The organism is Streptomyces sp. NPDC001194 (assembly GCF_042896985.1).
GTDB lineage: Bacteria > Actinomycetota > Actinomycetes > Streptomycetales > Streptomycetaceae > Streptomyces.
Genome location: NZ_JBIAXU010000004.1, coordinates 353,667 through 374,990, shown reverse-complemented (window position 1 = coordinate 374,990; position 21,324 = coordinate 353,667). Strand labels below are relative to the sequence as shown.

At 71.3% G+C, this 21,324-nt stretch carries 21 protein-coding genes; 17 read left to right on the top strand and 4 right to left on the bottom strand.

Annotated features, from left to right (window positions below; all coding sequences use genetic code 11):
* Positions 1-45 precede the first annotated feature (45 nt).
* The 5 genes from dop (at position 46) to prcA (ending at position 4,174) form a co-directional block, all read left to right on the top strand.
* Positions 46-1,557, top strand: coding sequence for a depupylase/deamidase Dop (dop, locus tag ACFY1T_RS13150; protein WP_030860265.1), 1,512 nt, complete (start codon positions 46-48; stop codon positions 1,555-1,557).
* Positions 1,558-1,727: 170 nt separating this feature from the next.
* The gene (locus ACFY1T_RS13145) at positions 1,728-1,940 is read left to right on the top strand and encodes a ubiquitin-like protein Pup (protein ID WP_030233608.1); all 213 of its coding nucleotides are present in this window, start codon (positions 1,728-1,730) and stop codon (positions 1,938-1,940) included.
* Between the two features lie 217 nt (positions 1,941-2,157).
* On the top strand, positions 2,158-2,577 hold the full coding sequence (locus ACFY1T_RS13140; RefSeq protein ID WP_390788201.1) for an endonuclease VII domain-containing protein: 420 nt from the start codon (positions 2,158-2,160) through the stop codon (positions 2,575-2,577).
* Positions 2,529-3,368, top strand: coding sequence for a proteasome subunit beta (prcB, locus tag ACFY1T_RS13135; RefSeq protein WP_229341158.1), 840 nt, complete (start codon positions 2,529-2,531; stop codon positions 3,366-3,368). The genes ACFY1T_RS13140 and prcB overlap by 49 nt, the downstream gene beginning before the upstream one ends.
* Before the next feature lie 41 nt (positions 3,369-3,409).
* Positions 3,410-4,174, top strand: coding sequence for a proteasome subunit alpha (prcA, locus tag ACFY1T_RS13130; RefSeq protein WP_030157191.1), 765 nt, complete (start codon positions 3,410-3,412; stop codon positions 4,172-4,174).
* A gap of 53 nt (positions 4,175-4,227) precedes the next feature.
* Here the strand turns inward: prcA and ACFY1T_RS13125 are convergent, their stop codons facing one another.
* Positions 4,228-5,223, bottom strand: a complete 996-nt coding sequence (locus ACFY1T_RS13125) for a LacI family DNA-binding transcriptional regulator (RefSeq protein WP_390788200.1) — start codon at positions 5,221-5,223, stop codon at positions 4,228-4,230.
* Positions 5,224-5,370: 147 nt separating this feature from the next.
* Here ACFY1T_RS13125 and ACFY1T_RS13120 point away from each other — a divergent pair, with 147 nt between their 5' ends.
* The 12 genes from ACFY1T_RS13120 to ACFY1T_RS13065 all read left to right on the top strand — a co-directional run bounded on the left by ACFY1T_RS13120 (position 5,371) and on the right by ACFY1T_RS13065 (position 17,782).
* Positions 5,371-6,669 carry an MFS transporter gene (locus ACFY1T_RS13120; protein ID WP_051805132.1) on the top strand — a complete coding sequence of 433 codons (1,299 nt, stop codon included), beginning with the start codon at positions 5,371-5,373 and terminating at the stop codon, positions 6,667-6,669.
* A 58-nt stretch (positions 6,670-6,727) separates the two neighbouring features.
* Entirely contained in the window at positions 6,728-8,089 is a 1,362-nt protein-coding gene (gene pafA / locus ACFY1T_RS13115; protein ID WP_030157196.1) for a Pup--protein ligase, read from the top strand.
* Between the two features lie 104 nt (positions 8,090-8,193).
* Positions 8,194-9,132, top strand: a complete 939-nt coding sequence (locus ACFY1T_RS13110; protein WP_390788199.1) for an FKBP-type peptidyl-prolyl cis-trans isomerase — start codon at positions 8,194-8,196, stop codon at positions 9,130-9,132.
* Between the two features lie 42 nt (positions 9,133-9,174).
* Positions 9,175-9,552 (top strand): FKBP-type peptidyl-prolyl cis-trans isomerase, encoded by a 378-nt coding sequence (locus ACFY1T_RS13105; protein ID WP_390788198.1) that lies wholly within the window; start codon positions 9,175-9,177, stop codon positions 9,550-9,552.
* Positions 9,553-9,733: 181 nt separating this feature from the next.
* Positions 9,734-10,690: a helix-turn-helix transcriptional regulator gene (locus ACFY1T_RS13100; RefSeq protein WP_390788197.1), complete on the top strand. Its 957-nt coding sequence runs from the start codon at positions 9,734-9,736 to the stop codon at positions 10,688-10,690.
* 128 nt (positions 10,691-10,818) lie between these two features.
* Positions 10,819-11,787 carry a YafY family protein gene (locus ACFY1T_RS13095; RefSeq protein ID WP_030860247.1) on the top strand — a complete coding sequence of 323 codons (969 nt, stop codon included), beginning with the start codon at positions 10,819-10,821 and terminating at the stop codon, positions 11,785-11,787.
* Positions 11,788-11,911: 124 nt separating this feature from the next.
* On the top strand, positions 11,912-12,160 hold the full coding sequence (locus tag ACFY1T_RS13090) for a hypothetical protein (RefSeq protein WP_390788196.1): 249 nt from the start codon (positions 11,912-11,914) through the stop codon (positions 12,158-12,160).
* 26 nt (positions 12,161-12,186) lie between these two features.
* Positions 12,187-12,387, top strand: a complete 201-nt coding sequence (locus ACFY1T_RS13085) for a hypothetical protein (RefSeq protein ID WP_030860243.1) — start codon at positions 12,187-12,189, stop codon at positions 12,385-12,387.
* Between the two features lie 214 nt (positions 12,388-12,601).
* Positions 12,602-12,898, top strand: coding sequence for a Sec-independent protein translocase subunit TatA (tatA, locus tag ACFY1T_RS13080; RefSeq protein WP_030860241.1), 297 nt, complete (start codon positions 12,602-12,604; stop codon positions 12,896-12,898).
* Positions 12,899-12,971: 73 nt separating this feature from the next.
* The gene (tatC, locus tag ACFY1T_RS13075) at positions 12,972-13,937 is read left to right on the top strand and encodes a twin-arginine translocase subunit TatC (RefSeq protein WP_390788195.1); all 966 of its coding nucleotides are present in this window, start codon (positions 12,972-12,974) and stop codon (positions 13,935-13,937) included.
* A 16-nt stretch (positions 13,938-13,953) separates the two neighbouring features.
* Positions 13,954-14,859, top strand: coding sequence for a diacylglycerol kinase (locus ACFY1T_RS13070; RefSeq protein ID WP_390788194.1), 906 nt, complete (start codon positions 13,954-13,956; stop codon positions 14,857-14,859).
* Between the two features lie 82 nt (positions 14,860-14,941).
* Positions 14,942-17,782, top strand: a complete 2,841-nt coding sequence (locus tag ACFY1T_RS13065) for a DEAD/DEAH box helicase (protein ID WP_390788193.1) — start codon at positions 14,942-14,944, stop codon at positions 17,780-17,782.
* Positions 17,783-17,793: 11 nt separating this feature from the next.
* Here ACFY1T_RS13065 and ACFY1T_RS13060 read toward each other — a convergent pair whose 3' ends face one another.
* The 3 genes from ACFY1T_RS13060 to ACFY1T_RS13050 all read right to left on the bottom strand — a co-directional run bounded on the left by ACFY1T_RS13060 (position 17,794) and on the right by ACFY1T_RS13050 (position 21,287).
* The gene (locus ACFY1T_RS13060) at positions 17,794-18,768 is read right to left on the bottom strand and encodes a pseudouridine synthase (RefSeq protein WP_390788192.1); all 975 of its coding nucleotides are present in this window, start codon (positions 18,766-18,768) and stop codon (positions 17,794-17,796) included.
* Between the two features lie 24 nt (positions 18,769-18,792).
* On the bottom strand, positions 18,793-20,337 hold the full coding sequence (locus ACFY1T_RS13055) for a serine hydrolase (RefSeq protein WP_390788191.1): 1,545 nt from the start codon (positions 20,335-20,337) through the stop codon (positions 18,793-18,795).
* A 116-nt stretch (positions 20,338-20,453) separates the two neighbouring features.
* Positions 20,454-21,287, bottom strand: a complete 834-nt coding sequence (locus ACFY1T_RS13050) for a siderophore-interacting protein (RefSeq protein WP_390788190.1) — start codon at positions 21,285-21,287, stop codon at positions 20,454-20,456.
* Positions 21,288-21,324 lie beyond the last annotated feature (37 nt).

The following is a 21,324-nucleotide window of genomic DNA, read 5'->3' as shown; positions in this document are numbered from 1 at the left end:
GAGCGCCGCTCCCGAACGGGAGCGCCGCCGGGCAAGGAGGGCCGCATGACCGTACGGCGAGTAATGGGAATCGAGACGGAGTACGGGATCTCCGTCCCGGGGCACCCGAACGCCAATGCCATGCTCACCTCGTCCCAGATCGTCAACGCCTACGCGGCGGCGATGCACCGGGCGCGCCGCGCCCGCTGGGACTTCGAGGAGGAGAACCCGCTGCGGGACGCCCGCGGCTTCGACCTCGCCCGCGAGGCCGCCGACAACAGCCAGCTCACCGACGAGGACATCGGCCTCGCCAACGTCATCCTGACCAACGGCGCACGGCTCTACGTCGACCACGCGCACCCCGAGTACAGCTCCCCGGAGATCACCAATCCGCTCGACGCCGTCCTCTGGGACAAGGCCGGCGAGCGGATCATGGCCGAGGCCGCCGTCCGGGCCGCCCAGCTCCCCGGCGCCCAGCCCATCCACCTCTACAAGAACAACACCGACAACAAGGGCGCCTCCTACGGCACGCACGAGAACTACCTGATGAAGCGGGAGACCCCCTTCTCGGAGATCGTGCGCCACCTGACCCCCTTCTTCGTCTCCCGCCAGGTCGTGACCGGCGCGGGGCGGGTCGGGATCGGCCAGGACGGCCGCGAGCACGGCTTCCAGATCAGCCAGCGCGCGGACTACTTCGAGGTCGAGGTCGGCCTGGAGACGACGCTCAAGCGGCCCATCATCAACACGCGCGACGAGCCGCACTCGGACGCCGAGAAGTACCGCCGGCTGCACGTGATCATCGGCGACGCCAACCTCTCCGAGATCTCGACGTACCTCAAGCTCGGCACCACCGCCCTCGTCCTCTCGATGATCGAGGACTCCTTCATCAACGTCGACCTGGCCGTGGACCAGCCCGTACGGACCCTGCACCAGGTCTCCCACGACCCCGACCTGCAACACCTGATCACGCTGCGCAGCGGCCGCACCCTGACCGCCGTACAACTCCAGATGGAGTACTTCGAGCTGGCCAGGAAGTACGTGGACGAGCGTTTCGGCTCCGACGCGGACGAGCAGACCAAGGATGTGCTGGTCCGCTGGGAGGACGTGCTGGGCCGGCTGGAGAGCGACCCGATGAGCCTGTCGGGCGAGCTGGACTGGATCGCGAAGCGCGAGATCCTGGAGGGCTACCGGAGGCGGGACGGGCTCGGCTGGGACGCCGCCCGGCTCCACCTGGTGGACCTGCAGTACGCGGACGTACGGCCCGAGAAGGGCCTCTACAACCGTCTGGTGGCCCGCGGCAAGATGAAGCGGCTGGTGGAGGAGTCGGCGGTGGAGCGCGCGGAGGGCAAGCCGCCGGAGGACACCCGGGCCTACTTCCGGGGCCGGTGCCTGGAGCAGTACGCGGACGACGTGGCCGCGGCCTCCTGGGACTCGGTGATCTTCGACCTCCCGGGCCGCGACTCGCTGCAGCGCGTCCCGACGCTGGAGCCCCTGCGGGGTACGCGCAAGCACGTGAAGGAGCTCCTGGACCGCTGCCGCACGGCGGAGGACCTGGTGCGGGTACTCAGCGGGAACTGAGGGCTGAAAAGTCACCGTTCCGGGAATCATGAAAGCAGCCGCACGTTATGAAAGTGCGGGGACGAATGCCGGACCCTCCTTGTAGGGTCCGACGTAGGGTCTGATCTTGAGAGATCCCGATCCCGGGGCCTCTCGACATGAGCGCGCGAACCGAGCGGGGTGAGGTAGACATGGCGACCAAGGACACCGGCGGCGGACAGCAGAAGGCGACTCGCTCGACCGAGGAGGTCGAGGAGGCTGCGGTCGAGGAATCGACCGACCTCAAGGAGCGCCAGGAAAAGCTCTCCGACGACGTCGACTCCGTTCTTGACGAGATTGACGATGTACTCGAGGAGAATGCCGAGGACTTCGTTCGGAGTTTCGTACAAAAAGGCGGCGAATAGCCTTCGAATCTAAGGTGAATCCGCCAATGTGTGCTCCATGTCCAATGGAACGAAGTGGTGTCGCGGGTGCGCCCGCGACCTGCCACTGAGCGGGTTCGCTTCGGATCGGAATCGGGGCGACGGGCTGCAGCCGAGATGCCGCGAGTGCGTTGCAGCGTACGGAGCGCAGCACTACCGACGTCGGCGGGCCGCCGCGGGAAAGGCGGTCAAGGAGCACGTGGAAGTGCCGGCAGGTCACAAGCTCTGCCGGCAGTGCGGCGAGGTCAAGCCGCACAGCGAATGGCACAAGAACGCCAGTGCTTCTGACGGGCTGTCCACTCGCTGCAAGGCCTGCCGGGCCGTCCAGGGCCGGGCGGGCCACCTCAAGCGGTCCTACGGCATCACCGAGGCGGAGCGCGACGAGATGGTCGCCGCCCAGGGCGGAGTCTGCATCATCTGCCGAGAGGGTCCGGCAGAGCACGTGGATCACGATCATCAGACGGGTAGGGTTCGAGGCGTACTTTGCTTCGGCTGCAACTCAGCACTAGGGAAGTTCAGGGATCGGCCGGACGTCATGCGACGTGCAGCCGCTTACGTGGAAGGAAACCTGTGGAAGCCAACAATCGCGGCACAGGGCGTCTACCGGCAGCCTTCCTGACGCCGGGGTCCTCGTCCTTCATGGACTTCCTCGGGGCGCACTCGCCCGAGATGCTGCCGGGGAACCGGAAGCTGCCCGAGGGCGTTGTCGAGGCGCCGCACGGGACGACCATCGTCGCCACCACGTTCCCCGGCGGGGTCGTGCTCGCCGGTGACCGGCGGGCGACCATGGGGAACATGATCGCGCAGCGCGACATCGAGAAGGTGTTCCCCGCGGACGAGTACTCCGCGGTGGGCATCGCCGGTACGGCCGGCCTGGCCGTGGAGATGGTGAAGCTGTTCCAGCTGGAGCTGGAGCACTTCGAGAAGGTGGAGGGGACGACCCTCTCCCTGGAGGGCAAGGCCAACCGGCTCTCCACCATGATCCGGAGCAATCTGGGCATGGCGATGCAGGGGCTCGCGGTCGTCCCGCTGTTCGCCGGGTACGACGAGGCCAAGGAGAAGGGCCGGATCTTCTCCTACGACGTGACCGGCGGCCGCTCCGAGGAGCACGGCTACGCGGCCACCGGATCGGGCTCCATCTTCGCCCGGGGCTCCATGAAGAAGCTCTACCGCCCCGATCTGACGGAGGAGCAGGCCACCACGCTGGTCGTGCAGGCGCTGTACGACGCCGCCGACGACGACTCGGCGACCGGTGGGCCGGACTTGTACCGCCACATCTACCCCATCGTCACCGTCATCACCGACGAGGGATTCCGCAGGCTGACGGACGATCAGTCGCAGGAGCTCGCCCGCAGCGTCACCAACCGGCGGCTCGAGCAGCCCGACGGGCCGCGCGCGGCCCTGCTCTGACCAGTCCTCCTCGTCGCCCAGAAGAAAGGGACGGATAACCGGTGTCGACTCCGTTCTACGTCTCACCCCAGCAGGCCATGGCCGACCGGGCGGAATACGCCCGGAAGGGCATCGCCCGCGGTCGCAGCCTCGTCGTGCTGCAGTACGCCGACGGCATCGTGTTCGTCGGCGAGAACCCGTCCCGCGCGCTGCACAAGTTCAGCGAGATCTACGACCGGATCGGCTTCGCGGCCGCCGGCAAGTACAACGAGTACGAGAACCTGCGGATCGGCGGCGTGCGCTACGCCGATCTGCGCGGATACACCTACGACCGCGACGATGTGACGGCCCGTGGGCTGGCCAACGTCTACGCGCAGACGCTGGGCACGATCTTCTCCAGCGCCGGCGAGAAGCCGTACGAGGTGGAGCTGGTCGTGGCCGAGGTCGGCGCGACGGCCGCGGGCGACCAGATCTACCGGCTGCCGCACGACGGTTCGATCGTGGACGAGCACGGCTCGGTCGCGGTCGGCGGCAATGCCGAGCAGATCAGCACGTACCTGGACCAGCGCCACCAGGACGGGATGACCCTGTCCGAGGCGCTGAAGCTGGCGGTGCAGGCGCTGTCGAGCCAGGCGAACGGTGCGGACAAGACGATTCCGGCCGAGCGGCTGGAGGTCGCGGTGCTGGACCGGACGCGGGCCCAGCAGCGGAAGTTCAAGCGGATCCGGGGCCGGCAGCTGTCGCGGCTGCTGGAGGCGGACGTCACGGCGGCCGTGCAGGCCGACGCCGTGTCGAACGACGAGGCTCCCGAGGACGATTCCGAGTAGGGATCCCCGTGCGAAAGCGCCCCCGGCCTTCCGGCCGGGGGCGCTTTCGCGTGTCAGGCGGGGGCCGGGCCCGTGGAGGCGCGGACGATCAGGTCGACCGGGAGGTCGGGGGCGGTCCAGGGGGTGCCGTCCAGGACGGCGAGGAGGGCGGTCATGCCCTGTTCGCCGACGCGTTCGGCGGGCAGGTGGACGGTGGTGAGCTCGGGTTCGACGGCGGTGGCGAGGGCGAGGTCGTCGATGCCGGTGACGGAGAGGTCCTCGGGGACGCGCAGGCCGAGGCGACGGGCGGCCTTGCAGGCGCCGGCGGCCAGGATGTCGTCGTCGCAGACGACGGCGGTGGGCCGGCCCGCGGGGGCCGCGAGGACCGCCTCCATGGCCGTGTGGGCGTCGGCGACGGTGAGCGGGGCCCGTACGGTGCGCAGCTCGGCGTGGGGGCGCAGCAGGGCGGCCAGGGCTTCGGCGCGGACGTCGAAGGTCCAGGAGTCGACGGCGGAGGCGAGGTGGAGGACGCGGCGGTGGCCGAGTGCGAGGAGGTGCTCGGTGATCTGGCGCATGCCGTCGGCCATGGCGAGGTTGACGTGGGCGGCGGCGCGGGTGGCGGTGGGGTCGCTGTCGAGCATGACGAGGGGGAGCTCGGCGTCTCCGATGGCGTCGAGGGCGTGGGCGGCCATGGAGGAGGCGATGACCCCGTCGAGGGCGGCGCGGGCGGAGGCGAAGGGGTCGCGGGCGGGGCCGGTGCCGTCGGGGGAGGGGTAGAGGACGACGCCGAAGCCGTGTTCGGCGGCGATGCGGGCGGCGCCGGTGTAGACGCGGGCGAAGAACTCGTTGGTGAGGGCGGGGACGACGAGGAGGGCGGTGCGGGTGGAGCCGAGCCGGAGGTTGCGGGCGGCGAGGTTGGGCCGGTAGCCGAGGGTGGCGGCGGCTTCGCGCACCAGGCCGGCGGTGCGTTCGGAGACGCGGCCGCGCCATTTGTCCCCGAGGACGAGGGAGACGGTGGCCTGCGAGACGCCGGCGGCGGTGGCCACGTCCCGGCTGGTGGGTCTCGTCACACCGTGCTCCTGTTGTACGAGGTCGGCGGGGGTGGGGGTGATGGTCGGGTTGGACCCCCGTGGTGTGGCCATGGTACGTATGACCTCCGACGTTATACGTATTACTAGATTGACTCCCGGCGGGACTCCGGGCAGAAGGGGGCGGACATGGCCGCGGGATACGCGGAGCTGCTCAGGACCCGGCATGCCGCGAGGCTGCTGGCGGGCACGCTCGTCGGCCGGCTGCCGAACGCCACCGCGGCGATCGCGATCGTGCTGTTCACGCGGGCGGAGGGCGGCAGCTACAGCCTCGCGGGCGCGCTCGCCGCGGTCTACGGAGTGGCGAACGCGGTGGGTCAGCCGCTGCTCGGGCGGGCCGTGGACCTCTTCGGGCAGCCGCGCGTGCAGCTGCCGGCCGCGGTGCTCTCGGCGCTGGGCATGGCGTGGCTCGCGTTCGCGGGCACCGGTTCGGCGGCGGCCGCGTACGGGGCCGTGATCGTCGGCGGGTTCTTCGCGCCGCCGCTGGAGGGCGGGCTGCGGGCGCTGTGGCCCTCGGTGCTGGGCGGCAAGGAGGAGCGGGTGCACGCCGCGTACGCGATGGACGCGGTGGCACAGGAGATCATGTACACGGTCGGGCCGCTGCTGGTGACGCTGTGCGTCTCGCTGTGGGATCCGGCCGGGGCGCTGCTGGTGATCCATGCGCTCGGTGTCGTGGGGGCGCTGTCCGTGGTGCTCAGCGAGCCCTCGCGGCGGTGGCGTTCGGAGCCGCGCGAGGCCCACTGGCTGGGCGCGCTGCGCTCGACGGGGCTGCGGGCGCTGCTGGGCGCGTTCTTCTTCGTGGGCATGGCGCTGGGGTCGATCACGGTGGCGGGTGTGGCGTACGCCGATGACCACGGGGGCCAGTCGGTGTACGGCTGGCTGATGGCGGCGCTGGGCCTGGGCGCACTGGCCGGCGGGGTGCTCTACGGGGCGCGGCAGTGGGCGGGTGCGCCGGAGCGGCGGCTGCGCGTGATCGTGGCGCTGTTGGCGGTGTGCTACCTGCCGCTGGTACTGGTTCCGGGGCCGGTGGCCATGACGGCGCTGGCGGCGCTGGCGGGTGTGTTCCTGGCGCCGGCGCTGGCGTGCGCGTTCATCGTCGTGGACCGTCACGCTCCCGTGGGGACGGTGACGGAGGCGTTCTCGTGGCTGGTGACCTTCTTCGGCGTGGGCGCGGCGATCGGCACGGCCGCGGCGGGGCCGGCGGTGGAACTGGGTGGTTCGGCGAGCGGGTTCGGCGTGGCGTGTGTCGCGGGCGCGTCGGCGCTGCTGGTGCTGACGCTCACTCAGCGCGTCATGGCCGCTCCGGGCCGGACCCGTACGGTGGCGGGTTCGCCCGCCGCGGCCGCGGAAGGCGTCGGCGGGGGCGCGGTGGAGGGTCCGTCGGGCGGTCCGTCGGGCGGTCCGGCGGAGCGGCTCGTCGGCAACTGATCGAAACGGCGTTCACGAACCCGGTTTCAGAACAGTGCGGAAGGCGTAATGTTCAGTCATGGACCGCCGCATTTTCGGGCTGGAGAACGAGTACGGCGTCACGTGCACGTTCAGGGGACAGCGCCGACTGTCTCCTGACGAAGTGGCGCGCTACCTCTTCCGCCGTGTTGTGTCATGGGGCCGCAGCAGCAATGTCTTCCTGCGGAACGGCGCCCGCCTGTACCTCGACGTGGGTTCGCATCCGGAATACGCAACTCCCGAATGCGACAACGTGACGGAACTCGTCACGCACGACAAGGCAGGCGAGCGCATTCTCGAAGGTCTGCTCGTCGACGCCGAACGCCGCCTGCACGAGGAGGGAATCGCGGGCGACGTCTATCTCTTCAAGAACAACACCGACTCGGCGGGCAACTCGTACGGCTGCCACGAGAACTATCTGGTGGCCCGGCACGGGGAATTCTCCCGCCTGGCGGACATCCTCATTCCCTTCCTCGTCACGCGCCAGCTGATCTGCGGCGCGGGCAAGGTGCTGCAGACCCCCCGGGGCGCGGTCTACTGCGTGAGCCAGCGGGCCGAGCACATCTGGGAGGGCGTCAGCTCCGCGACGACCCGGTCGCGGCCGATCATCAACACCCGCGACGAGCCGCACGCGGACGCCGAGCGCTACCGCCGTCTGCACGTGATCGTCGGGGACTCGAACATGTCCGAGACGACCATGCTGCTGAAGGTCGGGGCCACCGACCTGGTGCTGCGCATGATCGAGGCGGGCACGGTGATGCGGGACCTGACCCTGGAGAACCCGATCCGGGCGATCCGCGAGGTCAGCCACGACATCACGGGCCAGCGCAAGGTGCGTCTGGCGAGCGGCCGGGAGGCCTCGGCGCTGGAGATCCAGCGCGAGTACTACGACAAGGCCGTGGACTTCGCCGAGCGCCGGGGGATCCGTACCGGCACGGTGGACCAGGTGCTGGAGCTGTGGGGCCGCACCCTCGACGCGATCGACGCGGAGGACCTGGACCGGATCGGGACCGAGATCGACTGGGTCATGAAGTACCAGCTGATCGAGCGGTACCGGGCCAAGCACGGCATGACGATGTCGAACCCGCGCGTGGCCCAGATAGACCTCGCGTACCACGACATCCACCGCCGGCGAGGGCTGTACTACCTGCTGGAGCGCAAGGGGCAGGCGGCGCGGATCTGCAACGACCTCAAGATCTTCGAGGGCAAGTCGGTGCCCCCGCAGACCACGCGGGCGCGGCTGCGCGGCGACTTCATCCGCCGGGCGCAGGAGCAGCGGCGGGACTTCACGGTCGACTGGGTGCACCTCAAGCTGAACGACCAGGCGCAGCGGACCGTGCTGTGCAAGGACCCGTTCCGGTCGGTGGACGACCGGGTGGAGAAGCTGATCGCCGGCATGTGAGATCGCGCTGATCTCGTGCAGGGCCCCGTACGGATCTCGTACGGGGCCCTGCGCACGCCTTAGAGTGGCGACGACCGCACCGCCGTCTGAGATCTGAGGAACACGTGCGCCGACTTGCCGGCCTGCTTGTCGTACCCCTTCTGCTGCTGTCGACAGCAGCCTGTGGCGACAGCGGCTCCGACTCCGCCGAGATGAAGAACGGGGCGCCCGCGATCACCAAGGGCGCCAAGTTCGGTGAGACCCCGACCCTGTCCACGGGCAAGGGCGACCCGCCGAAGGAGCTGAAGGTGGTGACCGTCAGCGAGGGCAACGGCCCGGCGCTGAAGAAGGGCGACGTCGCCCAGGTCAACTACTACGGCCAGGTCTGGGACGGCAAGGAGCCGTTCGACCAGAGCTTCGGCAAGGGCAAGCCGTTCGAGGTCACCATCGGTGCCGGAATGGTCATCAAGGGCTGGGACCAGGGCCTCGAGGGCAAGAAGGTCGGCAGCCGCCTGGAGCTCGTGATCCCGCCGGACCTCGGGTACGGCGACAAGGGTTCCGGCGACAAGATCAAGCCGAACGCCACGCTGGTCTTCGTCGTGGACATCGTCAAGGGCACCTCGGTCCCGGCCTCGGCCAAGGGCAAGGAGGTCGCGCAGGACGACAAGGACCTGCCGAAGATCGGTACGAACACGGACGGCAAGGAAGTCTCCGTGACCGTCCCGAAGGACGTGACGCCGCCGGCGAAGCTGGTGTCGAACTACGTGCTGGAGGGTGACGGGCCGGCCGTCAAGGACACCGACAGCGTCGTGGTCAAGTTCAACGGCAAGACGTGGAAGGACGACAAGACCTTCGAAAGCACGTACGCCACGGACCAGACGGTCACCTGGCCGATGGACCAGCTGTCGGTCAAGGGCCTCAAGGAAGGCCTGACCGGCAAGAAGGTCGGCAGCCGCATCCTGCTGGTCATCCCGCCGGACCAGGGCTTCGGCGACAAGGAGACGGGCACCATCCCGGCCAACTCGACGCTGGTCTTCAGCCTCGACATCCTCGCAGTGATGTAAGACTGTCCGAGTTGACCTGATTCAGTTTTGAGGAGCAGTTCCGTGAGCAACCAGCTCGAGAAGCCCGAGATCGACTTCCCCGACTTCCCGGTTCCGGCCGACCTCGTCATCGAGGACGTCTGGGTGGGCGAAGGCGCCGAGGCCACGGCCGGCAACAAGGTCTCCGTCCACTACGTGGGCGTGGCCTATTCCACCGGCGAGGAGTTCGACGCCTCCTGGAACCGCGGCGCCCCGCTGCAGTTCATCCTGGGCATCGGCCAGGTCATCCCGGGCTGGGACAAGGGCATCGAGGGCATGAAGGTCGGCGGCCGCCGCAAGCTGGTCATCCCGGCCCACCTCGCGTACGGGGACCGCGGCGCCGGCGGTGCCATCAAGCCGGGCGAGACGCTGATCTTCGTCTGCGACCTGATGGGCGTCTGATCCGACGACCCGTGACCGGTGAAGGGGCCCCCGCCGTCAGGCGGGGGCCCTCGCTTTTGCCGGGGCCCGCCGGGGCGGTACGGTCAACGGTCACGGAGGTGTGCGCCGTGCGCGCTCGCGCGTGTCGCACCTGACGGACGAGTGCTGCAACGTGTAAGCGGAGAAGGGCGGAAGGGCGTCGATGGCGATTGCCAAGGCCGAGCGGCTGATGAATCTGGCGCTGTGTCTGCTGGGGACCCGCCGGCCGCTCAGCAAGCGCGAGCTGCGCGGTTCCATCGAGGCGTACATGGAAGCCGGCAACGACGAGTCGTTCAACCGCATGTTCGAGCGGGACAAGGACGATCTGCGCGAACTCGGCCTGGTCATCGAGACGGTGGAGAACCTGGACGGCGAGACCGGCTACCTCGCCCGCCGCGACAGCAACCGGCTGCCGCCCGTCTCCCTCGACGCCGAGGAGGCCGCCGCCCTTGGGCTCGCGGCCAAGGTCTGGCAGCAGGCCCGCCTCGCCGGAGCCGCCAGCGGCGCCCTGCAGAAGCTGCGCGCCGGCGGGATGCCGGAGGCGGGGGACCCGTACGAGGGCCAGCACAGCGCCATCGAACCGCGCATCCCGGTCCACGAGGCGGCCTTCGAACCGCTGATGCTCGCCTGCCGCGACCGCCGGCCGGTCGTCTTCGACTACCGCAAGTCCACCGCCGCGCGGCCCGAGACCCGGCAGGTGGAGCCGTGGGCGCTGGAGTGCTGGCGCGGCCACTGGTACCTGGCCGGCTACGACCGCGACCGCGGGGCGGAGCGGGTGTTCCGGCTCTCCCGGATCACCGGCAAGGTCAAGTCCCGTGCGGCCAAATACACCGCCGAGGTCCCGGACGTCGTGACCGTACGGGAGACCGTGGCGAGCTGGGCCGGGGAGAGCGCGGACCGCTCCGCGCTGATCCGGCTGCGGGCCGGGGCCGGGTACCCGCTGCGGGCCAAGGCCACCGCCGTGCGCGAGGGCGGGGACGGCTGGGACGAACTGGAGATCCCGTACGGGCACGGGCTCGACGCCTGGCTGGTGGAGTTCGGGCCGGACGTGGTGGTCGTGGACCCCGCCGACCTGCGGGCGGACGTCGTGGACCGGCTGCGCGCCGTGGCCGCGGGCTGAGGCCGCCCGGCGGACCGGACCGGCGGATCCGACCCGCCGGGTCCCGGCGGGGCCGCCGCCCGATCCGCCGCACCGATCGCACCACCGCACCGTTCGCAAGACGTGCCCTGAGGGGGAGACGTACCAGCATGGCTGCCAACGCCATCGACCAGACCCGCCGGATGCTGTCCCTGGTGACCTACCTGCGCGAGCGCCCCGGGGCGCACGTCGCGGACGTCGCCCGCGCCTTCGGGATCACCGAGGACGAACTGATCTCGGACCTCGACGTGCTGCCCATGTGCGGGACCAGCTTCCGCGGCGGGGACCTGCTCGACATCGACACCGACGGGGAGCGCATCTGGTGGCGCAACCCCGACGCCTCGGGGGAGTCCACCGCCGAGCCGCTGCGCCTGGCCGCCGACGAGGCGACCGCGCTGCTGGTCGCCGCCCGCGCCGTGGCCACGCTGCCGGGGCTGCGCGAGAGCGACCGGGACGCCCTGCTGCGGGCCACCGCGAAGCTGGAGGCCGCCGCGGGCGAGGCGGCCGGGGCCAGCTCGCGGCTGTCGGTGACCTTCGAGGCGGAGGGCGGGGTCTTCGCCGACGTCGACCGGGCCATCGCGGAGCGCCGGCGGCTGTGGCTGCGCTACTACTCGCCCGCCCGCGACGAGCTGACCGAGCGCAAGGTCGACCCGATCCGGCTCTTCGCGGTGGGCCACACCTACATGGAGGGCTGGTGCCACCTCTCCGAGGCCCGGCGCACCTTCCGCCTCGACCGTGTCGCCGAGATCCGGCTGCTGGACGAGCGGGCCGAGCCGCCCGCCATCGAGCCGCGCGATCTGTCCGAGGGGCTCGTCCAGCCGGCCGCCGAGGACCCGGAGGTCGTGGTCGAGGTCGGACCGGGCGGCCGCTGGGTCGCCGAGTACTACCCGCACGACAGCGCCGAGGAGCTCTCCGACGGCGGCCTGCGGATCACGCTGCGCAGCCCGGACCCGGCCTCGCTGCGCCGTCTGGCGCTGCGGCTGGGCCGCGAGGGCCGGATCGTGGCGCCCGCTGAGCTGGCCGACAGTGCGCGCCAGGCGGCGCGGGAGGCGCTCGCCGGGTACGGGGAACAGGGCTGAAGCAGCGGTACGAGCAGGGCTGGGCAAGGGGAAGCGGCGGGGCCGTGCGGTACGGGCCCGGCCGTACGGGAGCCGCGCCGTCCGCGAGCGGACGGCATGAGGGGAGCGCCGAGCGATGTCGCCAATGTCCGGGCCACGGGGTGTGCAGGCGGCCGCGGGGCCGCCGGTCTCCTTCAAAGCGGCCTGTTCCGACTGCCGGGCCCGCTTCGAGCTGGGCGCGGGGGCCCTGCGGCTGGTGATCGGCGGGAGCCGGCGCACCACGTTCTACTCGTTCACCTGTCCCGAGTGCGGGGCCTGCGTACGCAAACCGGCCGGCGAGCGCATCGTGGAACTGCTGACCGGCGGCGGCGTGAGCACCCTGCGCAGCGTCTGAGGCGGCCGGTGGCCTAGGCTCGGAGCATGCTGTGGCCGATGCTCGCAATCGCCCTGGGTTTCCTCGGGCTCGCCGTCCTCGCCGTCCTCGCGGTGCGCGTCTTCGTGGAGGTGCGGCGGCTGTCCGGCCAGGTCGAGCTGGCCAGCCGGCGGATCGCGGACGCCTCGGGGGACCTGGAGCGCGCGGCGAGCGACCTGGCCCGCTCGGGCGGCGCCGTCCGGCCGTGAAAACGGTACAAACCACAGGATCGCGTCCCGCAGGTCTCTGGAAAGTGCGGGTCAGGACCCGTACCGTCGGTCCCAGCCGCACGCAAGGCGGGATACCCCGGGGGATTGCCGGGCGTTAACCCCCGGGGGTTACGATCCTTGCCTGAGCGGTCACGGATCACTGTCCGGGGCCGCCGACACACAACCAGCCGTTTCGGTGAGAAGGAAGTCAGACATGATCGGCAATCTGAAGCCTCTTGAGATCCTCCTGATCATCGCCGTGATCTTCCTGCTGTTCGGTGCCAAGAAGCTCCCCGACATGGCGCGCTCCCTCGGAAAGTCGGCCCGCATCCTCAAGAGCGAGGCCAAGGCCATGAAGGCGGAGAGCGCCGCGGAGGACAACGCCACCGCCGCGACCGTCGCCGACCAGGCCCCGCAGCAGGCCGCCGCCCCGCGCACCATCAAGGCCGCCCCCGGCGACGTGACCAGCTCGCGTCCGGTCAACGAGCCGAACCACACCACCCAGGGCTGATCGCCCGGCCGCCGGGCTGCCCGCCCGCGGCCCTGATCGCGCCGGTCATCTGCAACGAGACAAGGGACGTGGGTTGCTCAAGTCTGCCCGCAAGCAGGAGAAGCAGGACAAGCAGGCCAAGGACGCCGAAGGGCGGATGCCTCTTGTCGAGCACCTGCGTGAGCTGAGAAACCGCCTGTTGAAGTCGGTCCTGGCGATCCTGGTGATCACCATCGTGGCGGCCTTCTACTACAAGAACCTCATCGACTTCATGCTGAAGCCGATGCTGGACTCCGTCGGCTGCACCAACGGGGTGGTCTCGCAGCGCAACGGCCGGCCCTGCGCCGACATGACGGTGAACGGCCTCATCGCCCCGTTCTCCATCGCCCTCAAGGTCTCGCTCACCGCCGGTGTGGTGCTTTCGGCGCCGGTCTGGCTCTACCAGCTCTGGGCCTTCGTCGCCCCGGGCCTGCACAACCACGAGAAGCGCTACGCGGTCGGCTTCGTGGCCGTCGGCGCTCCGCTGTTCGCCGCCGGCGGGGTGCTCGCCTACAAGCTGCTGCCGCAGACCGCGACGATCCTCCTCGAGTTCACCCCGGACAACGCGCGCAACCTGCTCCCGGTCGACGACTACCTCGACCTGGTCACGCGCATGGTCATCGTCTTCGGCCTCGCGTTCGAGCTGCCGCTGCTGCTGATCCTCCTCAACTTCACCGGGGTCCTCACCGCGAAGCGGCTGGCGAGCTGGTGGCGGGCCATGGTGCTGGGCATCACGATCTTCGCCGCGTTCGCCACGCCCACCGGTGACCCGCTCACCATGATCTCGCTGGCCGCGCCGATCGTCGCCCTCTACTTCATCGCCCTCGGGATCTGCCTGGTCAACGACCGCAGGCGGCGCCGCGGCAACCCCGACGCGCTCCTCGACGACGACGAGGCCTCCGAGCTGGACCTGACGCCCGCGCCGATCGGTGACATGGAGCCCGTCCAGGCCCCGACCGCGCTGCCCGAGCAGGCCGACGGCGGCCGCAGGCAGATCAACGGTTACGACGACGCGACCTGACAGGTACATTCCCGGGGTGAGCGCTGAAATCACCCTCCTCGTCAATCCCACCGCGGGACGCGGCCGGGGCGCGCACGCCGCGCAGCCGGCCGCTTCCGCGCTCCGGGCCGCCGGGTTCTCCGTACGGACGGTGCTCGGCGCCGATGCCGCGGACGCGCTGTCGCGGCTGCGCACCGCCGTCCGGGAGGGCACGGGCGCGGTGATCGCCGTCGGCGGCGACGGCGTGGTCTCGCTGGCCCTGCAGGCCCTGGCCGGAACGCTGGTCCCGCTCGGAGTGGTCGCCGTGGGGACCGGGAACGACTTCGCGCGGGCCATGGGGCTGCCCGTGGGCGAGCCCGCGCAGGCGGGGCGGCTGGCCGCCGAGGCGCTCAAGGAGGGCCGGATCCGCGAGATCGACCTCGGGCGGGTGGCGGGGACCCCGGGCCGGGGGGAGACCTGGTACGGGACCGTGCTGTGCTCCGGCTTCGATTCGCGGGTCAACGACCGCGGCAACCGGATGCGGCTCCCGGCGGGCCGGTTCAAGTACGACCTGGCGATCCTCGCGGAGCTCGCCTCCTTCCGGCCGTTCCCGTACCGGATCACCCTCGACGGCGGTCCGGTGATCGAGACCGAGGCCACGCTGGTCGCCGTCGGCAACGGCTCCTCCTACGGCGGCGGCATGCGCATCTGCGCGGACGCCGTCCCGGACGACGGGCTCTTCGACGTCACGGTGGTCGGCGACTGCAGCCGGACCACCTTGCTGAAGGTCTTTCCGCAGGTCTACAAGGGGACCCACCTCAGCCACCCGAAGGTGACCGTCCACCGGGCCGCGAAGATCACCCTGGAGGCCGCCGGGATCACCGCCTACGCCGACGGGGAGCCGCTCGGACCGCTGCCGGTGACCGCCGACTGCGTGCCCGGGGCCCTGCGGCTGCTGTCGTAGGGCGTGTCCGCGCGGCGGCCCGCGCGGTCCGTATAAATGATCGCGACTGTTGTCAGGGGCGGCGGGTAGGCTCGAAGACAAGATGACCGAAGAACTCTCACCGGCGGAGCGGTACGCCGCTGCCCGGATCCGCGCCGCCGAAGAGGCCTCCGCCCTGGCCCCCTTCCGCGAGATGTACGAATTCGACCTGGACGCCTACCAGGTCGACGCCTGCAAGGCACTGGAGGCCGGCAGGGGCGTCCTCGTCGCCGCCCCGACCGGCTCGGGCAAGACGATCGTCGGCGAGTTCGCCGTGCACCTCGCCCTCGGCCAGGGCCGCAAGTGCTTCTACACGACGCCCATCAAGGCGCTGTCGAACCAGAAGTACGCCGACCTCGTCAAGCGCTACGGCGCCGACAAGGTGGGCCTGCTGACCGGCGACAACAGCGTCAACTCCGAGGCGCCCGTGGTCGTGATGACCACCGAGGTGCTCCGCAACATGCTGTATGCGGGCTCGCAGTCGCTGCGCGGCCTCGGCTACGTCGTGATGGACGAGGTGCACTACCTCTCCGACCGGTTCCGCGGAGCCGTCTGGGAGGAAGTGATCATCCACCTCCCCGAGTCGGTCACGCTGGTTTCCCTGTCGGCCACCGTGTCCAACGCGGAGGAGTTCGGCGACTGGCTGGACACCGTCCGCGGCGACACCGAGGTGATCGTCTCCGAGGAGCGGCCCGTCCCGCTGTGGCAGCACGTCATGGCCGGCCGCAAGATCTACGACCTCTTCGAGGAGGAGTCCGACCACGGCGGCCGCGGCTCCGCGCGCCGCGAGGTCAACCCCGACCTGCTGCGCATGGCGCGCGAGGAGAACACCCGTACGTACAGTCCGAAGGACCGGCGGCGCGGCAAGATGGTCCGCGAGGCCGACCGCGAGCGCGAGCGGCGCTCCCGCGGCCGGATCTGGACCCCGAGCCGGCCCGAGGTCATCGCCCGCCTCGACGGCGACGGACTGCTGCCCGCCATCAACTTCATCTTCAGCCGGGCCGGCTGCGAGGCCGCCGTCCAGCAGTGCCTGTTCGCGGGCCTGCGGCTCAATGACGACACGGCCCGCCTGAGGGTCCGCGAGATCGTCGAGGAGCGCACCGCCTCCATCCCCACCGAGGACCTGCACGTCCTCGGGTACTACGAGTGGCTCGAAGGCCTGGAGCGGGGCATCGCCGCGCACCACGCCGGCATGCTGCCCACCTTCAAGGAGGTCGTGGAGGAGCTGTTCGTCCGCGGTCTCGTCAAGGCCGTCTTCGCCACCGAGACCCTGGCGCTGGGCATCAACATGCCCGCACGCACGGTGATCCTGGAGAAGCTGGTCAAGTGGAACGGCGAGCAGCACGCCGACATCACCCCCGGCGAGTACACGCAGCTCACCGGCCGGGCCGGACGGCGCGGCATCGACGTCGAGGGCCACGCCGTGGTGCTGTGGCAGCGGGGCATGGACCCGGCGGGGCTCGCCGGGCTCGCGGGCACCCGTACGTATCCGCTGCGCTCCAGCTTCAAGCCCTCCTACAACATGGCCGTGAACCTGGTCAGCCAGTTCGGGCGGCACCGCTCGCGCGAGCTGCTGGAGACCTCGTTCGCGCAGTTCCAGGCCGACCGCTCGGTCGTCGGGATCTCCCGGCAGGTGCAGCGTAACGAGGAGGGCCTCGAGGGCTACCGGGAGGGCATGACCTGCCACCTCGGGAACTTCGAGGAGTACGCGCAGCTGCGCCGCGACCTCAAGGACCGCGAGACGGACCTGGCCAAGCAGGGCGCTGCCCAGCGCCGGGTGCAGGCGGCCGGTTCGCTGGAGAAGCTCAAGCCGGGCGACATCATCCACGTGCCGACCGGCAAGTTCGCCGGGCTCGCGCTGGTCCTGGACCCGGGCGTGCCGGCCGGCCGGGTCAACGGGCACCGGGGGTACGAGTACGCCGAGGGGCCGCGGCCGCTGGTGCTGACCGCGGAGCGGCAGGTGAAGCGGCTCGCCGCGATCGACTTCCCGGTCCCGGTCGAGGCGATCGAGCGGATGCGGATCCCCAAGACCTTCAACGCGCGCTCCCCGCAGTCCCGCCGGGACCTGGCGTCCCAACTGCGGGCCAAGGCGGGGCACATCGCGCCGGAGCGGCGCGGGCGCGGCCGGGCGGCGGCCGCCGACGACCGCGAGATCGCGCGGCTGCGCGCCGAGCTGCGGGCGCACCCCTGCCACGGGTGCGACGAGCGCGAGGACCACGCCCGCTGGGCGGAGCGCTACCACCGCCTCAGGCGCGACACCCAGCAGCTGGAGCGGCGCATCGAGGGCCGTACGAACACGATCGCCCGCACCTTCGACCGGATCCACGCGCTGCTCACCGAGCTGGACTACCTGCGCGAGGACGAGGTGACCGTGCACGGCAAGCGGCTCGCCCGGCTGTACGGGGAGCTCGACCTGCTGGCGTCGGAGTGCCTGCGCGAGCGCGTCTGGGAGGGCCTGTCCCCGGCGGAACTGGCCGCCTGCGTCTCGGCGTTGGTGTTCGAGGCGCGGCAGTCCGACGACGCGGTGGCGCCGAAGGTGCCGGGTGGTGCGGCGAAGGCGGCGCTGGGCGAGATGGTCCGCATCTGGGGCCGGCTCGACGCGCTGGAGGAGGAGCACCGCATCAACCAGGCGGAGGGCGTGGGCCAGCGCGAGCCGGACCTGGGCTTCGCCTGGGCGGCGTACCAGTGGGCCTCCGACAAGAGCCTGGACGAGGTGCTGCGGGAGGCGGAGATGCCGGCCGGCGACTTCGTGCGCTGGTGCAAGCAGGTCATCGACGTGCTGGGGCAGGTCGCGGCCGCGGCCCCCTCGGCGTCCGGCGACAGCGGGAGCACGGTGGCCCGCAACGCCCGCAAGGCCGTGGACGCGCTGCTGCGCGGCGTGGTGGCCTACAGCTCGGTCGGCTGACGGCTGACGGTCTAGAAGTCCTCGGGGCCCCCGGGACCCCGCCATCCGGCGAGGTCCTCCCAGGCCCCGAGGCTCAGGCCGCTCTCGAAGCGGCGCCGGACCCCGGTGACCGGGTCGGTGAACGACACCGTACGGGCCAGGAGCTGGAGCGGCCTGCGGTAGTCGTCCGGGGCCGGATCGGTGACCCGCGGGTAGAGCGGGTCGCCCAGGATGGGCAGCCCGAGGCCGTTCATGTGCACCCGCAGCTGGTGGGTGCGGCCGGTGTGCGGGGTCAGCCGGTAGCGGCCCAGCTCCCCTTTGGTGTCCAGGAGTTCGACCAGGCTCTCCGCGTTCGGCTCCGCGCCGGGGACCTCGGCCGCGGCCATCACCCCGCGGGTCTTCTCGATGTGGCTGCGGACGGTGCGCGGGAGTTCGACCGCCGGATCGTGGCGGGCCAGGGCCTCGTACCGCTTGAGCACGCGCCGCTCCTGGAACAACAGCTGGTACGCGCCGCGGTCCTCGGGGCGGATGCTGAACATCACCAGTCCGGCCGTCAGCCGGTCCAGCCGGTGCGCCGGACTGAGCTCGGGCAGGTCGAGCTCGGCGCGCAGCCGGGCCAGGGCGGTCTGCGTGATGTGGCTGCCGCGCGGGGTGGTCGCCAGGAAGTGCGGCTTGTCCACGACCAGCAGGTGCGCGTCGCGGTGGACGACGCGGATCGGGAAGGGCACCACGGGCTCCGGCTCCATGTCCCGGTGGAACCACAGGTAGGCGCCCGGCTCGTACGGGTCCTGCGGACTCAGGACCCGGCCGCCGGGGCCGAACACCCGCCCGGCGCCGAGCAGGTGCGCGATGGACTCGGCGCCGCGGGTGCCGGCGTAGCGGGCGGCGAGGTAGCCGCCGAGGTCGGGCCAGCGCCCGTCGGGGTCGGCGGGCAGCCGCAGCCGGACCGGGTCGATGCCGTCGACCTGGGGCAGGGGCGAGGGGGGTGCCTGGGTTCTGCGTCTCATCGGGTCCAGGCTATGTGCCGGTGCCTACTGCTTGGTGAAGGTGCCCAGGTGGTTGGCGTCCAGGTACTCGATGCGGACCGTGCCGTCCTTGAAGACCACCCCGGTGCGGCCGACGGCGTTCTCGCCGGCGGTCACGTAGCTGAAGGTGTCCCCGTCGTAGTGGGTGAGGGGGAAGCGCATCGGCTTGGGCCCGAGGCCGAGGGTGAGGCCGCCGCCCGGGTTCGCCGTCACGGTCAGCTTCCCGTAGTAGGGGCTCACGTAGGTGCCGGTGTAGGCGCTGTCGGCGCGGGCCGGCTTCGCTCCCGCGGGCGGGTGCGCGTAGTCGGTGGCGGAGGGGCCGGGGCCGAGCTGCTGGGCGTAGAGCTCGGCGAAGAGGGGGAGCCAGTCGGTGGTCGGCCCGCCGTGCTCGGCGGTGTCGAAGAAGTCCATCGCGATGGCGTCGGCGACGCCGACCGGGGCGCCGTTGGTGAGGACGACGATGCCGAGCTTCTCCAGCGGGAGCATCGTGACGTTGGTGTTGGCGCCGAGTTCGAAGGCGCCGGAGTGGCTCAGGCGAAGCCGTCCGGCGTCGTCGTACGAGACGTTCCAGCCGAGCCCGTAGAACCCGGTGTGGTCCAGGGGCGGGGTCGGGGGCTGCGACAGGATGTGCGGCAGGTGCGTGGCGGCGAGGGTGTCGGCGGGGATGATCCGCTTCCCGTCGAGGGTGCCGCCGGCGAGCTGGAGGCGCAGCCAGCGGGCCATGTCGGTGGCGGTGGAGCTCACGCCGCCGGCCGGTGCCTGGGCGTCGGGGTCGCGCACGTAGCGCGGGGACCAGGTCCCGTCCGGGTTCTTGACGTGGGTGGCCGCGTGGTCGGGGGCGTTCGCGAAGGCCGAGAACTCGGTGCTGGTGTGCGTCATCCCGGCGGGCTTGAACAGGACGTCCTGGTTGAGCTTCTCCCAGGTGGTGCCCTTCTTCCGGGCGACGGCCTCGGCGGCCGCCGTGAGGCCGAAGTTGGTGTAGTTGTAGCTCGCGCGGAAGGGGGAGAGGGGCTCCAGGCGGAGGTGGTCGAGGATGTACGCCTGGTCGTAGCCGAGGTCTTCGAGGAGGTCCCCGGCGTGGTCGGGGAGGCCGCTGCGGTGGGAGAAGAGGTCGGCGGTGGTGACGTGGTCGGTGACCCAGGGGTCCTTCAGCGCGAAGCCGGGGAGTTCGGTGCGGTCGTTCCAGTCGGCGGGGTCCTTGAGGGCCCCGGCCACCACCGTGGAGGAGACCGGCTTGGAGAGGGAGGCGATCTGGAAGACGGTGTCGGGGCCGATGGCGCCGGGCGCGTCGGTGCGCCGGACGCCGAAGCCCTTGAGGTAGACGACCTTGTCGTCGTGGACCACGGCCACGGCGGCACCGGGGACCCCGGTGCTGCGCATGGCGTCGGTGACGAAGCCGGGCAGGCGCTTCAGCGCGGCGTCCACTTCCGCGTCGGTGATCTGTGGCTTCGGCGCGGGCGGCGGGCTGGGCGCGGCGGCGGCGCCGGCCGCTGCCGTCACCGCGAGGGCGGTGGCGGCTCCGGCTGCGCCGATCATGCGGAGCGTACGCATGCGGACATTCTCCCGCCGAACGGGTGACTCCGCCGTTCGGGGCGGGGGAGGGCGTCAGGCCGCCCGTCAGGGCCGCCCTCCGGCCGGAGCGGCGCCGGGCCGGCCGGCGGCGGACGTCAGGCCGCGGACTCCTGCTCGGCCAGGACCCGGGCGTTCCAGTCGCGCTTGATCGCCCGCCAGCCCTCGTCCGTCTCGCCCTGGCGCCAGTAGCCGGAGATGGACAGGCGCTCCCTGGGGACGCCGCGCTCCAGGCGCAGGTGGCTGCGGAGGTCCTTCACGAAGCCGGCTTCGCCGTGGACGAAGGCGTGGACGTCTCGGGAGGGGAACTCCAGGGCCCTGACCGCCTCGACGAGGCTCTGGCCGACCGGGCCGGAGCCGCGGTGCAGCCAGACCGGGACGATGCCGTCGGGGGTGGCGATCTTCTGCTCGTCCTGCGCCCCCTCGACCTCGACGAACGCGTGCACCCGCGCGCCCGCCGGCATCCGCTCCATCGCCGCCGCGATGGCCGGCAGGGCGCTCTCGTCGCCCACCAGCAGGTGCCAGTCGGCCGCCGGGTCCGGCGCGTACGCGCCGCCCGGGCCGAGGAAGCGGACGAGTTCACCCGGCTGGACGCGGGCCGCCCAGGGCCCGGCCAGCCCCTCGTCGCCGTGGACGACGAAGTCGAGCGTCAGCTCCAGGTGCGCCGGGTCCCACGAGCGGATCGTGTACGCCCGCTGGCGCGGCCAGGCGTCCCGCGCGTACTCGGCGCGGATCCGGTCCAGGTCCCACGGCGAGGGGTAGGTGACGCCTTCGGGGGCGAACAGCAGCTTGACGTAATGGTCCGTGAACTCGCCCGCACTGAACCGGACCAGTCCGGCGCCGCCCAGCACCACGCGCACCATGTGCGGCGTCAGCCGCTCTGTGCGCACGACGACTGCGGTGCCGATCTTGCGGGCGCGTCCTTCTGCCACGGCGTCTCCCCTTGCTCCCCTGAAACTTAGGATTACC